Here is a 15,027-nt window from a genome sequence, read left to right as displayed (position 1 = left end):
CGTCTAAAGCATCGGCCAGCTCTGCTGGTCGATGTTGTTTCCGCCCTTCCAGAATTTCGCGTCCGTTGACCCGGTTTCCGGGTGTCAGCGCATGCCGCAGCACTGCACGAGGAACAAGGGATGTTCGCGCCGGCCAATCAAACTCACTTTGCCCTGACCATCGAAGGTCTTTCCAGCGACTTCCAGGTCCTTTCCCTGCAAGGTCGGGAAGCCATCAGCCAGCCTTTTGTGTTTGAGGTGGAACTTGTCAGTGAACAGCCGTCGCTGGACCTCGAGACCCTGCTCCACAAACCGGCCTTCTTGCAGCTCTCGCCTGACGGCAGCGGCATTCATGGCCAGATCTATCGCGCCGCCCAAGGTGATTCCGGCAAACGCCTGACCCGCTACGCGGTGACCCTGCGCCCGCAACTGTCCTACCTCGCGCACCGCATCAACCAACGCATCTTCCAGAACCTCAGCGCGCCGAAAATCATCGGTATGGTCCTCGAAGAGCACGGCATCCAAAGCAACGCCTATGAATTCAAAGTCGGGGCGATCTATCCCGAGCGCATTTACTGCGTTCAGTACGATGAATCGGACCTGCAATTCATCCAGCGCCTGTGCGAGGAAGAAGGTATCCACTACCACTTCCAGCACAGCGCCACGGCCCACAAACTGGTGTTCGGCGATGACCAGACGGTGTTCCCGAAACTCGCACCCGTGGCCTATCAGCAAGACTCCGGCATGGTCGCCAACGACCCGGTGATCAAGCGCTTCGACCTGCGCCTGGAAACCCGCACCAGCCGCACCACCCGCCGCGACTACGACTTCGAAAAACCGCGCTTGACGCTGGAAAGCGAAAACCGCGGCGACGCTCTGCCCGACCTCGAAGACTACGACTACCCCGGCCGTTTCATCGACCGTGAGCGCGGCAAACACCTGGCCAAGCGCAACCTGGAACGTCACCGCAGCGACTTTCAGCTGGCCGAAGGCAAAAGCGATCAGCCGTTGCTGGTCAGCGGCCACTTCCTGGCCCTGACCCAACACCCGAAAGCCAAATGGAACGACCTGTGGCTGCTGACCGAAGTCCTCCACGAAGGCAAACAGCCGCAAGTGCTGGAAGAGTCGGTGACCAGCGACACCACCAGCCTCAAGGGCGATTTCCACCAGGGTTACCGCAACCGTTTCCAGGCCACGCCGTGGGACGTGCCGAACCGCCCGCCGCTGACGCAAAAGAAGCCGCGCATCCTCGGCAGCCAAAGTGCCGTGGTCACCGGGCCCAAGGGTGAAGAGATCCACTGCGATCAGTACGGCCGCGTCAAAGTGCAATTCCACTGGGACCGCGAAGGCCAGGCCGACGACAAGACCAGCTGCTGGCTGCGCGTCTCCTCCGCCTGGGCCGGCGCCCACTACGGCGGCATCGCCATCCCGCGGATCGGCATGGAAGTCGTCGTCACCTTCCTCGAAGGCGACCCCGACCAACCGCTGATCAGCGGCTGCCTGTACCACAAGGAAAACGTCGTCCCGTACCCCCTGCCGGCGAACAAAACCCGCAGCACCTTCAAAACCCTCAGCTCCAAGGGCGGTGGCGGCTTCAACGAACTGCGCATCGAAGACAAAAAAGGCCAGGAACAAATCTTCCTGCACGCCCAGCGCGACTGGGACGAAAACGTCGAACACGACCAGAAAATCCGCGTCGGCAACGAACGCCACGACACCGTCGAGAAAAACAGCTACAGCGAATTCAAGGCCGAAGAACACCACACCGTCTACGCCGACCGCAAAGTCGAGGCCCGCGCCAACGACCACCTGACCGTAGGCGTGAACCAGCACATCAAGATCGGCACCGGGCAGTTCATCGACGCAGGCCAGGAAATCCACCTGAGCAGCGGCATGAAAGTCGTGCTTGAAGCGGGTAGTGAACTGACACTGATCGGCGGGGGCAGCTTCATCAAGATCGACGCCAGCGGCGTGACCCTGAGCGGGCCGGTGATCAACATGAACTCCGGAGGTGGGCCGGGAAGTGGAACTGGCGCTGCGCCGCTGATGCCCGGCGTGCTGAAACAGGCGGATGCGGACAAGGCTGGTGCGGTTCTGACGCCGGCGCAGATCAATACGCTGAAACGCAATGCGCCGTTTTGTGAAGAGTGCGAGAAGTGCAAGGCAGGTGCTTGTGCGATCTGATCTTTTGACTCCGCAGGTGTGGCTTGCTGACAAACCGTTGCAGGCAGGTGAGCGCCTTTACTTAATCATCAGCGCCGCCAGCGATGCTGATGCGCTGAAGACGCTTTATCAGAACAACCCAACGACCCAAGCGACTCCTATTTGGGGCGGAACCCCCTACGCGGGCTGGCAACAGGTCATGCCCTACCTCGTCGAGTTGAAACCCAACTCCGGTTTCTTGCAGTGGGTTGCCGAGACGGATGTACAGGACTGGGGTTGGCTGGCGGTTTCAACCAGTTCGCCTGACGTAGTGTTCGAACACCTTCGCAGCCTGACCCAAGTGCGCATGCCCGATGGCACCGAAGTGTTTTTCCGGTTCTGGGATGGACGGCATATCTATCCGATTCTGGAAGGCCTCGGCGAAGCCGCCGGTGAAGTACTGCCGGTGTTCGATCGATATTTGATTAATGGCAAGCGTCTGGAGGTTGGGCCGAGGGTTGTGCCGCCAACGAAGGATTGGCCGTGGTGGGAAGTGCCCAAGACGTTGCTCGATGGCTTGGCCAGGAAAAACCCGTCGACCCTGATTGGCAACCTGATGCAATGGCTGGAAGAGGAACGTCCAGACATCTACGCCGCTTACCCCGAGAGCAACCTGAAGCTGAAAATCGCACGTTTCGTGCGTCGCCCGGATGCTCCGAAAAAACTGAATGAAGCACTGTTAAACCACCTGATTCTGGAGCAAGGCTGATGGATCGCGTTGCCTACGTTGACAACCAACTGAGTACGTTCAAGGACAGTCTGAAGCTGTACCAGGAACAAACCAAAACCTGGTATGCGAAGGCCGCCGATAAAGGCAGCCGCGCAGCAGACCTGCCCTCCCTGCTCGGCATGGAACGAGTGATAAAGGTTGGCAACACCAGCAAATCGGTCAGCATGAGCGACGGTGACTTCTCCTCGAGCGTGGCTCAGTGTCCCCTCAAAGGCCCGTTGCTGATCGAGAGCAAATTCGAATCGGTCTATGACATTCCGCTGGGCGATATCGAAGTCGAAATCGTTGCGGTGGAAGGCGGCGCGATCAGCAAGGTCAAGCTGGATGCTCAAGGCAAAGCGGCCTGGACAGGTGGTGTGCCCGGCAAGTTCTACAAGATCCGCGTTCACAATGAAGTGACACCGGCACAGATTGATACGCTGTTCAGCTCCTATAGCGGTCTCACCGCGGACCTGGAAGGTTTCCTGCGCAAAGAGTGGGCCGGTTTCAAGCCGCAATGGTCGAACATGTCGGCTTCCGGTACGGCCATGGCCATCGGCAACGGCATCCTTGAAGGCGGCTGGGAAGCGATCAAAGGCGTCTGGGACGGCATCAGCCTGGTGCTCGATATCCTGCAAGACCCTAGCAAGTTTGCGAAGGATCTCGGCGCTGGCACCCAGAAACTGATCGATCTGGCCAAACAAACGCCTGACGTCATGAAAAAAGCCATGTTGCTGGCCAGCGACGAGGCAGCCCTGTTTCTGATGGTACGCAGTGCCGTTATCTGGCTGGCGGGCCTGCCACCGATGAAGATGGCCGGCGACGTCGCGAAAATGACCACAGCCGCGGTCGTTGGAATCGCCATCGACATCGTCATTTCGATCGTACTGACCATTGCGGCTGAAGGTACTGGTGTCATCTACCTTGCCGCACGGTTGAAGAAGTATGGGGAAATCATCATCAAGGCGGTGACCGGCTTTGTGGAGTCGGTGTTCAAGATCATCAAAGGCTTCATGGAATACGTCACGAAGTACACGGCGGTTGCGGCGCGCGGTGTGACGGCGCAGATGAAGAAGGGTTTGGCGCAGCTGCGTTTTGACGGAAAGAAAAACGCCAAACTGGGCAAAGGGAAGACCGGCGATGATGCTTCCAGGCAAGCAAAGACGCCCGCCGACCAGAGTGCCGAGCCCGCCGCCAAAACCTGTACCGACAAGTGCCCCGTCTCGATGGTCACCGGCGAAGAGTTGTTGACGCTGAGCGATGGCCAACTCGACGGTCTACTGCCCTTTGAGTGGACGCGCCTGTACCGAACCAGTGCCGTGGAAATCGATTGTGGTCTGGGTTACGGCTGGAGCCATGCGCTGGCACACCGTGTCGAAATCAACGGTGACGAAGTCATCTGGACTGACCACGAAAACCGTGCCACACCATTCCCGCTGCCGAGCCAACAACGCCCTGCCATCACCAACAGCCTGTCGCGGGCTGCGATTTTCATCGGTGACGATCCATCGGAGCTGGTTCTGGCACAAGCTGGAAACCGCCCCTCGTTCTACCACTTCCGCTTCAACAGCAAAGGCGCAACCCTGATCGCCATCAGCGACAGCTATGGCAACCGGCTGCACATCACCCGTGACATTCACGGACGGATCAAACGCTTGGACAATGGTGCCGGTCGCGCCCTCCTCCTGCGTTATGACCGCAAGCACATCGTCGCTGTCGACTATCAGCAGTTTATTCCGGCAGACAATCTGGAAGACGCCTGGAATACCGTACAGACGCTGGTCACGTACAGCTATGACGCACAGCATCGCCTGATCGAAGCGAAGAACGCTGCCGGTGAAGCCGAGCACTATCGCTACGACGATCAACACGTGATTCTTGAACGACAGCTGGCGGGTGGCGCCAGTTTCTTCTGGGAATGGGAAAACGAAGGCAAGCTGGCTCGTTGCATCCATCACTGGGCGAGTTTCTCGCAGATGGAAGCGCATTACGCCTGGGACGATAAAGGTAGCGTGACCGTTACCAACGCCGATGGCAGCGAAGAGGTCTACACCCACGACGATAAAGCGCGATTGATCAGCAAGGTCGATCCCGACGGCGCTGAACACCTCAAGGCCTATGACGAAAAGGGCCAATTGATTGCAGAAAAAGATCCACTGGGCGCCGTGACCGAATACCGGTACGACGAAGACGGCCTGATGACGGCTGTCATTCCCCCAGAAGATGAACCCGTTACTTACGAATACAGCAATGGATTCGTCAGCGATGTTCATCACGGCAAAGCCACGTGGAAGTATCAACGCAACAACCAGGGCGACATCACTCAACAGATCGACCCGGATGGCAACGCCACCCTTTACAACTACGATCGCCAAGGCCGTCTGCTGGAAATCCGCCACCCTGATGGCAGCCGCCATCAACTGGGTTGGAACAACCTCGGTCAACTGCTGGAAGAAAGCCTACCCGACGGCGGGCAACGTAAATACCGCTACGACGCCTTGGGCCGGCAGATCACCCGTCAGGAAGAAACCGGCGCGATCACCCACTACCAATGGGACGCCGCCAACCGCCTTGCACAAATCACACTGCCCGGTGGTGCAACTCGCGCATTCACCTACAACGCTTACGGCAAAGTCACCGCCGAACGCGATGAACTCGGCCGCATCACCCGCTACGAATACGCCGATGGCCTGCATCTGGTCAGCCGCCGCCTCAATCCGGATGGCAGCCAGTTGCGCTACCGCTACGACAACTCGCGCCTGTTGCTGACCGAGATCGAAAACGAACGTGGCGAGCAATACCACCTCGACTATTTCCCTAACGGCCTGATCCAGCAGGAAACTGGTTTCGACGGACGTCGCACCGCCTACGAGTACGACCTGAACGGCCAGTTGCTGAAGAAAACCGAATTCGGTGATGACGGCAGCGAACTGACCACAGAGTACCAACGCGATGCCGCTGGCCGCTTGCTGGTAAAAACCCTGGCCGATGGCGAAGAAATTCACTACAGCTACGACGCCTTTGGGCGACTCGTAAACGTCGATGACGGTCACTGGCCGCTCGCCTACGAATATGACCTGCAAGATCGCCTGATCACCGAACACCAAGGTTGGGGCACGCTCCGTTACGAGTACGACAAGCTCGGTCAACTCAGCCACTGCCGCCTGCCTGACGGCAGCAAACTCGACTACCGCCACCAATCCGGCGGCCGACTGAACAGCATCGACCTCAACGGCTCGCGCCTGACCACGCACCAATTCAGCGCCGGTCGCGAACTGCAGCGCCAACAAGGCTTGTTGCTTAGCCAATACCAGTACGACGAACAAGGCCGGTTGCAGGCGCATACCGTCAGCCAGCAGGAACGCAACCTGTTCCGCCGTCGATATGCCTACGACGCCAATGGCAACCTTGCCGGCATTGATGACAGCCGCAAAGGCAATCGCAGTTTCCATTACGATCCGCTCGACCGACTGATCAACGTCCGTGGCAGCACGCCGGAAAGCTTCGCCCACGATCCGGCCGGCAACTTGCTGGGCCAAGGCGACCAAGTCAGTGCGAACCTGGCCAACGTCAAAGGCAACCGCCTGCTGATGCAGGGCGACCGCCACTACGACTACGACGCCTACGGCAACCTGACCCGCGAACGTCGCGGCACCGGGCAAAAACTTGTCACCGAATACCGATACGACTGCCAGCACCGCTTGATCGGCGCCAGCCTGCCAGGTGGCAGCGTCGCAACCTACAAGTACGACGCCTTCGGCCGACGCATCGAAAAAACCGTCAACGGCAGCACCACCGAATTCCTATGGCAAGGCGAACGCCTGATCGCGGAAAGTGCCGACGACCGTTATCGCACTTACCTCTATGAGCCTGGCAGCTTCCGGCCGCTGGCGATGCTCGACGGTGAAGGCCCGCTGAAGGCCACTCCGTATTACTACCAACTCGACCACCTTGGCACTCCGCAGGAACTCACCGATTACAGCGGCGAGATCATGTGGTCGGCCAAGTACCGCGCTTACGGCAACCTCGCCGCCCTCGACGTAGCTGAAATCGACAACCCGCTGCGCTTTCAGGGACAGTACTTCGATGCGGAGACAGGCTTACATTACAACCGGCATCGCTACTACAATCCGGGGACCGGGCGGTTTCTGACGCCAGATCCGATCAAGCTTGCGGGTGGGTTGAACAGCTACCAGTACGTGCCTAACCCTACGGGGTGGGTGGATCCGTTGGGGTTGAATCGCAATTGTCCGGGGGCAGCGAATAGCAATTCTGATAACGTTGAAGACCCGACTAGCAAGGCCAAGGTTAATGAAGGAACCCCAGGAACACCTGATGTTCAATGGACGAATCATGGCAACAAGCACGTAGCCCCCAAGGCACCCTGGCCAAACGTAGTTAAATCAACGGCAAATGGAGGTGCCGCAAAATATTTGCCCGGAACGGATATCGAAGCACTAGAACGTCATGCATTCAAAAATGGCCAAGATGTCAATAATGGAAAGCCATGGAAAGTCATTGATATGGGCAAGACCATAGGCGCCAACGATGGCAAGGAAACACAATTTATGAGGGTCGAGTTAAGTGCAAACACTATCCACGGCCACCCTATTTCCGAAGATGCATTTAAAAAGCTCACAAAAGCGAAGAAAAACTAAATGGACACAAAAAAAATAATTGAACTCGGCGGAACAATCACACTTGATGATATTTCCCACCTAAATCAACTTGTTGGCACATCCGGAATTATTGATGATTTAAAGGAGGACCTATTTCAGGCGGTTTTTTCTAAAGATCAAATCATTGATATCGGCTGGTATCCGGAATTCTGTGAAAATGGAACATTTAGAGTTTCTTTGATTAAAGCCTGCGACTGGGAGCACCCTATTTTCAGCGATAAAGCAAAAAACTGGGAAGAACTTTACAGCGCGATATCCCACGCATTGGAGAAACTTGAAATCTGAAACCAATCGAGAGTTAATCAACGGGGACAGAAAAAGGGGACGGATTTATTTTTCTGATAAAAATAAATCCGCCCCTTTTTTCTAAACAATATGAATTCCACACTAAAATATAATTTACAGCCAATCCGGGTACCTAGCGGGTGGACAATTACAATAAATAATTTATTTGAAGTAGAGCTCACTAAAGACACTACAGAATGGTTCAGCAGTTCAGTTCTTCTCGGAGGAGTTAGAAAAAGCACTGGTAATTGCTTTGATGCCAGAGTTGAACCCGAGGGGGATCCAGACGGGGAATTTGTTATTGATTTTCTTACAATTAAATATGATAACAAAGGTTTACCAGTAAAAAATTCTGAGGTTTTTTTAGGCGATTTCAAAACAAAGAACAAATCGGAATTTATTGACAAGATCGAATCCTACATGCTCGAGACTTAACACCACAAAAATCATATCTCCAATAGCACAAATGAGACGAGAACAATTTCAAAAAGAAGACGAATTTATTTTCTCTGATGAAAATAAATCCGTCCCGTTTTGGTGTTCAATTCGGCGCCTCTTTGCTCCGAATCATCTTGGTTTCGGATATTCAAACGTAGATGTCGCTGCAGCTGGCTTGGGAGCAGGTTGAATTCTCACTGTTTTTTCAATGAATTCCTGTGGATTCATTACCATACTTTTTCCATTTAACTTGGCGACGACCATGGAGCCTGACCAACCTCCTCCTCGTGTTCGTTTTTCCAACAGGCGTTGCATGTACTCCAGGAGCGCTTTAGGTTTCACGTAACCTAGTTGTGCATCATCCTCAATCTTGAATGCTTTTGCGTCAGCAGGGCCGTACTGTCGACTGATCAACACAAACAGTCCGTTCGCCTTTAGCTGAGCACCGAAAACGAACCAGTGCCCAAGACTGCCAGCACATGGCCGGTTATCCATAGCCTCAAGCCAGGCCCCATGAAAGGTCTGGTTATCGGGCACTTGATCTTTTGGGTAGTACTTGACCACTTCATGCTTGATATCACCGTCCTCACGTTTGAACTCAATAAGGCGAGCCTGCCCATCGTTATCTTCGCTCATTAGGTCACCGAAGAATTTCTCCGCATCACCCGCCAAAGGAGCTGCTAGAGAATCCAAAGGCAAAATATGGCGAACAAAAGCATATTCGACAGTTTTCTCCCACCAAAGCATCGCCGGCACTGTAGATTCGTTTCCTTGGGACATATTTACCTCGCGGTTACATTAAAAACAATGAACACCTTAGCGAAAAAGCCATCATAAGGCCATTAACTGAAATTGAAAGTTAGCCACCGTTATCATCGGTAAACCTGCTGGAAGGAAAGCAGGCTCTCATCTACCGGGTATTTCACCATCACCCGATTCCTATAAAGCCGTTCATCCTCCAACACCTCACTCCCCTGCCCCTTGCTCCTCACCTCCCGCCAAATCTCATTCTCCCGAAACACCCGCCCGCCCTCGCGCAAAAACCGATGCCCAACCTGATAAACGTGATACCGAACCTCCCTCACCCGATCACACAACAACTCCCCTTCCAACTGCTGCTCCCCAACCTTCAACTTCAACTGAAAATGCCGATCCGTCGGGTTATGCAGCACCAAATCAATATAGTTATAAAAAATCGCCGCCCCGGAGCCGAACGGCAACACTCGACCTTCATCAGGAAACGGATCGAAGCTGTGGTTCGACCGCTCGACCACCACCAGCGGTGAGTGAATGGCCATCCAGTGAATGAGGTTGCTCAATTGGCAGATGCCGCCGCCGATGCCGCTGCGTGCTTCACCAAATGACAGCTCCATGCCTTCGACGTAACCGCGTTTGCGGGTCGGTCGGCCCACCAGTCGGCAGAAGGAAAAGTACTCGCCGGGCGCGATGACTATGCCGTTTATCGATGACACGGCCAGTTTGAGGTTGATGACTTTGTTATGTTGCAGCGCAAGGTCGGAGTTGCCGAGCTTTCGGATTAGCTTGGAGGTGTGTTTGAGGTAGCGAAAGGGCAAGCGGGATTCGGGGTTGATGGAAACGGCGTATTGCCGACTGGAGAAGCGCCAGGCTATTTGTCGAAACAGTCTTTTTTGCCACACGCGCAGCCAGTAGAGAGCCGGGTGATAGAGGGAGAGTGGTTTCATCCGTGTCAGAACGGCGGCGGCCGTTTTCATCCTTGATGTGAAAAGTGCCGCGCATCTTAACGTATTGCTGCAGGTGCGTATCGAACTCGGGAGGTGTTCGCCCAGTGTAATGGCCTCGGCAATCCCTGCACTGGTAAAGAGCCCTGCCACTGGGCGAACGGGAAGTATTTTAATTGAAGTCGGTAAAGTTGTCCGTATACATAATCATGAAATTTATCGATACAACATTAATTAAATGTCATTTTAAATATGATTTGTACGACAACAAAAAACTCACCGGTTAGACCATTAAAACTGATTGTTCTTATACAAAAAAGTTGTACAAGAACAATCAATATATAGAGTTAATACTCAGCTTTTGTGTTTACTGGTCACTGTCAGTATGTCGGTGTAGGTCACTACGACACTCTGTCCAACTTTCAGCTCTTTCAGTTTTGCTTGAACTTCGGGCCGTACGACGTCGATGGTTTTGGACTGGCCGGCTGGGTTTTCGAAGGTCACCTGGTTTTTCTTCAGGTCGATTTTGGTGATTTTCAGCTGAACCTGTACTTGGCGGTAGGCTTCGCCGCCCGGGTTGTCGCTGCCGGGGGCGGCACGGACTTCGCCGGTGCGCTCGACAGTGCCTGGCAGGCCTTTGTCGATATCAGTGTCGAGGTACGCGGCGACGGCGCTGGTGACCTTCACGTCGACTTGATCGCCGACTTTCAGGTTGGCGAGGTTTTTCGCCTTGTCGGTCAGTTGCACATGAACCTGGCGACCTTCCGGCCCTTCAAGGACGACCTGGTGATTCGCCGCATCGACCGAGACAACTTTGGTCGTGACCTGATCCGCTTCCACAACGGCAGACAGCGGAATGTCCGCAGCCATGGCGCCAAGGCTGGTGGCAGACAGCAAGGTAGCGAGGGTGATGGCTTTAGTCAGTGCGTGGAGTTTCATAAGCAATACTTTCCCTGTGATTTTGGTGGCAGCAGACGGCTCTGGCCCGTGGGTCAGCGCCGACTGTGCAAATCAGCATAGACACAGTTCAGGGAGTTTTTGCAGTTTCTTGCGCGGTGGATTCGCCGCTTTTCGTGCCCTTGCCGCTGTCTTTGCGCCGGGTCGGGTCGGTGGGGCGCAGGGCGTCGTTGTCGCGCTCGACTTCGCCGGGTGGTCGCGGTTCGTCGGGGTGTTCAGCGGTGTCGGGGGATTGGGATTTCATGATTATTCTCCTCAGGCTTCGGGATCATCGACTTCCTGGGCGACGTTCACCGCGGGCGAGTCTTTGTGGGATTGCTCGGCCTTGGCCTTTAAGGCCTGCCATTGCTCCAGATCGATGGCGCCCTGCCCCAGCAAGTCGTCGGCCACCCGCAGCAGTTCGCTGTAATGGGCGTCGGGGGATTGCTGCCAGTAGGCCTTGTCTTCGAACAAACGCTGCCACGCGGCAAGGTCAGGCGGTTTGAGATCGTCGCTCATGGCGGGCTCCTGTGAACGGGCTTCATAACGTAGGAGGACGTCGTTTAGTCGAGAGTTCCGACTTAATACCCGGTCATTTCGAGGTAGCCCGTGCCGCCGTTGAATTGCACCGGGCCTTCCCAGTAAGGAATGCGCAGATCCATCCAGGCATTGGGGTTGAGCGCGGTGATGGTGATGTCGAGGTGTTTGGCGGGGATTTTGATCGACCAGCGCACCGGCATGTCACGACCGGCGACATTGGCGGTGTCCTGCGGTGTGAGGCTGATGTCGTCGGCGTGCAGCAATTGCGTCTGACCTTGGGCGTCGATCCAGGTGCCTGTAAGGTAAGGCGCGCCGTCCTTTTGCCGCATGCGGTAAAGCATGACCTGTTCGCCGCTGTCCAGGTGCAGCGAAAACCAGTCCCAGCCTGTTTGATTGACGGTCAGTGGCTGGCTGCTCCACTCGCGGTCGAGCCAGGCCGGACCGTTCACCTGATACGTTTTGCCATCGATTTCCAGCGCACCACTGGCCTGGAAAAAAGGTTGGCTGTAGTAATACGACGCCTGCCCTTGTTCGGATTTCTGACTGAAACCCTTGTCACCCTGAAGCACCAGCGGACGTGTGGACGTCAGCCGCAATTGGTAGCTGAAGCCCTTGTCCCGAGCGCTGAGTTGAAGATCCGCCAAGGCATCGGTTCCCTGACTGCTGAAGCGCCAATCGTCGATCCAGGCATTGAACGGTGCGAGATTCACACCCGCCTGACCAACGCCGCCACGGGCGTAGCGTTCGGCCGCGTGATGGGCCGTTGCCGATGTCACGGCCGCGTGCCCCAGCCAAATGGTCTGATTGCCCCAACCCGACTGCTCTGAAACAGCCTTCAACGCACTGCGAAACAGCGTCCATTGCACGCCAAACTCGCGGCCCTGATCGTCCTTGAGATTGGCTGTAACGTACCACCATTCGATGCGAAAACCGTCATGCGGCCCATGATCGGCCGGGAAGCTGAAGACCCGACCGGGCACCACCGGGGTAAACGCGGAGGCCTCACCGCCGAGCCCGGCGAAGCCTTTATCGTCAGGCGCCGAGTTGTCGCAGCCGCTCAACAACGCCAATAGCAACATCGCGACCTTAATCCTCATGCGCAAACGTCCTCAGCAGGTCCGCCGGTTGCGTGCGATACAGCGAATACAGCGGCCACGCCGACGCCAGCAAGGTTGCGAGCAACGCCAGCCCCATCAACTGCAACAGCTGCAGCGGAAACACCCGCAACGGCAATCGCCAGCCAAACGCCTGCACGTTGATCACCGTGTCCAGGCACCACGCCAAGGCGATTCCCAACGGCAACGCCAGCACCAGCGTCAGCACCGCCAGCAGCCAGGTCTGCCCCAGGTTGAGCAGCATCAATTGCCGCCGCGTCACGCCCAGCGCCCACAGCGGGGCGAGTTGCCCGAGACGGCTCTGGCTCTGGGTCAGCAGGCTGATGAACAGCGCCACACCGGCAACGGCCAGGGTCAGGCTGTTAAGCGCGGCGGTGGCGGCGAAGGTGCGTTCGAACACTTGCGTGGACCACCCCTTGAGCCGCGCCTGATCGACGATTCGGCTGTCGTCCAAGTTGAAGCGTGCTTGCAGCGTTTTGAGGAATGCCGGAATCAACGCCGGCTCGATGCGCAGGTTGAAACGATTGGGCGTGAGCTGCGGCCACCCGCGCAGCAGATGGTTGGCGTTGACCAGAAGGTGACCCTTGGGGTTGCCGTAGTCGGCGTAGATCCCGACGATCCGTGGCGACCACGGGCCGCCCGGCGTGGGGAGCGTCAAGTGATCGCCGAGCCGCACGTTCAAGCGCCGGGCCAGTTGTTCGCTGAGCATCAGGGCATCGTCCTTGGCCAAGCGGTCCCAGGGACTGTCGCCCAAGGCTTCCAGCAGCGGCCAATGCTGGCGATAGGTCGGGTGATCGATCACGCCGAAGACATCCGCCGGCCAGCCCTGCAACTGGATCGACACTTGCCAGTTGGGCAGCACGGCGGTCAACGAAGGCTGCTGTTTCAGCCAAGTGTGCAGTTCTCGGGACTGGGCGGGGTTTTGCGGATTGACGTAGAGTTCGGCGGTCAGGCGTTGTTCGAGCCAGTCACTGAAGGTCTCGCGAAAACCGGCGGTCATGCTGCCGGCGCCGATGTTCGCCGCCAGTGCCAACAGCAACGCCATCAGCGCCAGGCTGAGCGCCGGCAATTGCTGGCGGCAGTCGGCGAGAAACCATTGGCCGAGCACCGAATGACTGCGGCTCAACGCCAGGTTCAAGACGGTATTGAGCACCACCGGCAAGGCCAGTGCGGCGCCGATCAACAGCGCCGCCATCAGCACAAAACCACTGGCCAGGCTGTCCCCCCAGAACAAGGCGATGAGCGCGATGACCGCGGCCAGTGCCGCGACCCAACCCTGGCGCCGTAACCACCGCGCGTGCGCCTGATGCCAGGCTTGCGGATCGGCCAGGGCCAGCAAGGGCAAACGCGCCGCCCGCAACAAACTGCTGGCTCCGGCCAGCAGCGCGCCGAACAGACTCAGGCCCACACCGCTGAACCACCACCACGGACTGAGGCTCAACTGCCCCGCCACTTCGGCGCCGTACAACCCGCGCAGACTGGCGGCCACATCCGGCAACAGCACGCTGGCCAGGAGGTAGCCGCTGGCAACACCGGCAATGCCGCCAATCAGCGCCAGCGCACCGAGTTCAACCACCAGACACGTAATCAGCATGCGTGCACTGACCCCGCAAGCGCGCAGGGTTCTGAGCAATCCTCGGCGTTGTTCCAGCGCCAGCCCGATCGCGGCGTGAACGATGAACAGGCCGACCACGAAAGACAGAAACCCCAAGGCATCGAGGTTCAAGTGAAAGCTTTCGGTCAGTCGCGACAGATTGTTTTCTTCACCGCTGGTCTTGAGCTGCAACTGGCCTATGTATTGATCGGGTAATGCAGCGCTGAAATCCTTGGGCAGCAGCAGGCGCGACAGTTGCTCCGGCAGACCGAGAATCTGCTGGGCGAAGCCGATGTCCACCAGCAACATGCCGGGGGCCATGTCGGTTTGGACCTGCAGCGGCGGCAATGCCACGCCGCTCGCGCTCTGCGGTTGTTCACCTTCATGCAGCCCCAACGTCTGCAGGGTCTGCGGTGAAATCCAGGTGCGGCCCGGCGGGGTGAAAAACTCGACAATCTGCTCGATCGCCAATGATCGCCCCGCCACCGCCGAGCCGGCCGGCAGCGACACCGGCTCAATGCCCATCAGCTGCAAACGCTGGTCTTCATGGCCCTTGAGCGTCACCCGACCTTGCAGCACGGGCGAGACCGGCCAGCCGGCGCGGCGCAGGTCGACAAACAACTGCTGGGAGAAGGTCGCGCCACTGGGTGCACTGAGGCTGGCCTGTGGTTCACCGCCGATCAACTGACTGGCCCGGGCATAGCTTTCCCGCGCCTGGCTGTTCAATGCCTCCACGCCGGTCAGCAGGCTGGTGGCGAGCCAGAGCCCGGTCAGCACACTGAAAAATTGCACCGGGTGCTGCCGCCAATGGCTGAGCAGCGCCCGCAGTGTTTCGCGAAAGACTCGCACC

The 15,027-nt window shown here is 57.1% G+C and carries 11 protein-coding genes; 4 read left to right on the top strand and 7 right to left on the bottom strand.

The genetic code is table 11. The features are described 5' to 3' along the window. Positions 1-120: 120 nt before the first annotated feature. From ACA070_RS11535 to ACA070_RS11520, 4 genes are read left to right on the top strand one after another with little or no spacing between them, the layout of a single operon-like run. Positions 121-2,163 (top strand): type VI secretion system Vgr family protein, encoded by a 2,043-nt coding sequence (locus ACA070_RS11535; RefSeq protein ID WP_497451214.1) that lies wholly within the window; start codon positions 121-123, stop codon positions 2,161-2,163. Further along, positions 2,108-2,890 carry a DUF4123 domain-containing protein gene (locus tag ACA070_RS11530; protein WP_497451213.1) on the top strand — a complete coding sequence of 261 codons (783 nt, stop codon included), beginning with the start codon at positions 2,108-2,110 and terminating at the stop codon, positions 2,888-2,890. The genes ACA070_RS11535 and ACA070_RS11530 overlap by 56 nt, the downstream gene beginning before the upstream one ends. Continuing rightward, positions 2,890-7,548 (top strand): RHS repeat-associated core domain-containing protein, encoded by a 4,659-nt coding sequence (locus ACA070_RS11525; protein ID WP_497451212.1) that lies wholly within the window; start codon positions 2,890-2,892, stop codon positions 7,546-7,548. Before ACA070_RS11530 ends, ACA070_RS11525 begins: the two co-directional genes overlap by 1 nt. Continuing rightward, complete coding sequence (locus ACA070_RS11520) at positions 7,549-7,854, top strand: hypothetical protein (RefSeq protein WP_497451211.1); 306 nt, start codon at positions 7,549-7,551, stop codon at positions 7,852-7,854. A gap of 567 nt (positions 7,855-8,421) precedes the next feature. On the opposite strand, the gene ACA070_RS11515 is transcribed toward ACA070_RS11520, so the two are convergent. From ACA070_RS11515 to ACA070_RS11485, 7 genes are all read right to left on the bottom strand, one after another. After that, positions 8,422-9,072, bottom strand: coding sequence for a hypothetical protein (locus ACA070_RS11515; protein WP_497451210.1), 651 nt, complete (start codon positions 9,070-9,072; stop codon positions 8,422-8,424). Between the two features lie 92 nt (positions 9,073-9,164). After that, complete coding sequence (locus ACA070_RS11510; RefSeq protein WP_497451209.1) at positions 9,165-9,995, bottom strand: VanW family protein; 831 nt, start codon at positions 9,993-9,995, stop codon at positions 9,165-9,167. A 351-nt stretch (positions 9,996-10,346) separates the two neighbouring features. Beyond that, positions 10,347-10,931, bottom strand: a complete 585-nt coding sequence (locus ACA070_RS11505) for a hypothetical protein (RefSeq protein WP_497451208.1) — start codon at positions 10,929-10,931, stop codon at positions 10,347-10,349. Between the two features lie 88 nt (positions 10,932-11,019). Beyond that, complete coding sequence (locus tag ACA070_RS11500; RefSeq protein WP_497451207.1) at positions 11,020-11,193, bottom strand: hypothetical protein; 174 nt, start codon at positions 11,191-11,193, stop codon at positions 11,020-11,022. Between the two features lie 11 nt (positions 11,194-11,204). Further along, the gene (locus tag ACA070_RS11495) at positions 11,205-11,447 is read right to left on the bottom strand and encodes a hypothetical protein (RefSeq protein ID WP_438661202.1); all 243 of its coding nucleotides are present in this window, start codon (positions 11,445-11,447) and stop codon (positions 11,205-11,207) included. 62 nt (positions 11,448-11,509) lie between these two features. After that, the gene (locus ACA070_RS11490) at positions 11,510-12,565 is read right to left on the bottom strand and encodes a lipocalin-like domain-containing protein (protein ID WP_497451206.1); all 1,056 of its coding nucleotides are present in this window, start codon (positions 12,563-12,565) and stop codon (positions 11,510-11,512) included. Further along, a complete protein-coding gene (locus tag ACA070_RS11485) occupies positions 12,555-15,026 on the bottom strand; it encodes an ABC transporter permease (protein ID WP_497451205.1) in 2,472 nt (823 codons plus the stop codon). Before ACA070_RS11485 ends, ACA070_RS11490 begins: the two co-directional genes overlap by 11 nt. Position 15,027: the final 1 nt, after the last annotated feature.

It is taken from the genome of Pseudomonas sp. LBUM1678 (assembly GCF_059695575.1).
Note: the sequence above shows the minus strand (reverse complement) of the source record. Positions and strands in the feature narration are given on the sequence as shown.

What these genes read in the sequence shown, in the direction of transcription:
- ACA070_RS11535 (WP_497451214.1), top strand. Translation starts at nt 121, where the DNA reads ATGTTCGCGCCGGCCAATCAAACTCACTTTGCCCTGACCATCGAAGGT.
- ACA070_RS11530 (WP_497451213.1), top strand. Translation starts at nt 2,108, where the DNA reads ATGCGCCGTTTTGTGAAGAGTGCGAGAAGTGCAAGGCAGGTGCTTGTG.
- ACA070_RS11525 (WP_497451212.1), top strand. Translation starts at nt 2,890, where the DNA reads ATGGATCGCGTTGCCTACGTTGACAACCAACTGAGTACGTTCAAGGAC.
- ACA070_RS11520 (WP_497451211.1), top strand. Translation starts at nt 7,549, where the DNA reads ATGGACACAAAAAAAATAATTGAACTCGGCGGAACAATCACACTTGAT.
- ACA070_RS11515 (WP_497451210.1), bottom strand. Translation starts at nt 9,072, where the DNA reads ATGTCCCAAGGAAACGAATCTACAGTGCCGGCGATGCTTTGGTGGGAG.
- ACA070_RS11510 (WP_497451209.1), bottom strand. Translation starts at nt 9,995, where the DNA reads ATGAAACCACTCTCCCTCTATCACCCGGCTCTCTACTGGCTGCGCGTG.
- ACA070_RS11505 (WP_497451208.1), bottom strand. Translation starts at nt 10,931, where the DNA reads ATGAAACTCCACGCACTGACTAAAGCCATCACCCTCGCTACCTTGCTG.
- ACA070_RS11500 (WP_497451207.1), bottom strand. Translation starts at nt 11,193, where the DNA reads ATGAAATCCCAATCCCCCGACACCGCTGAACACCCCGACGAACCGCGA.
- ACA070_RS11495 (WP_438661202.1), bottom strand. Translation starts at nt 11,447, where the DNA reads ATGAGCGACGATCTCAAACCGCCTGACCTTGCCGCGTGGCAGCGTTTG.
- ACA070_RS11490 (WP_497451206.1), bottom strand. Translation starts at nt 12,565, where the DNA reads ATGAGGATTAAGGTCGCGATGTTGCTATTGGCGTTGTTGAGCGGCTGC.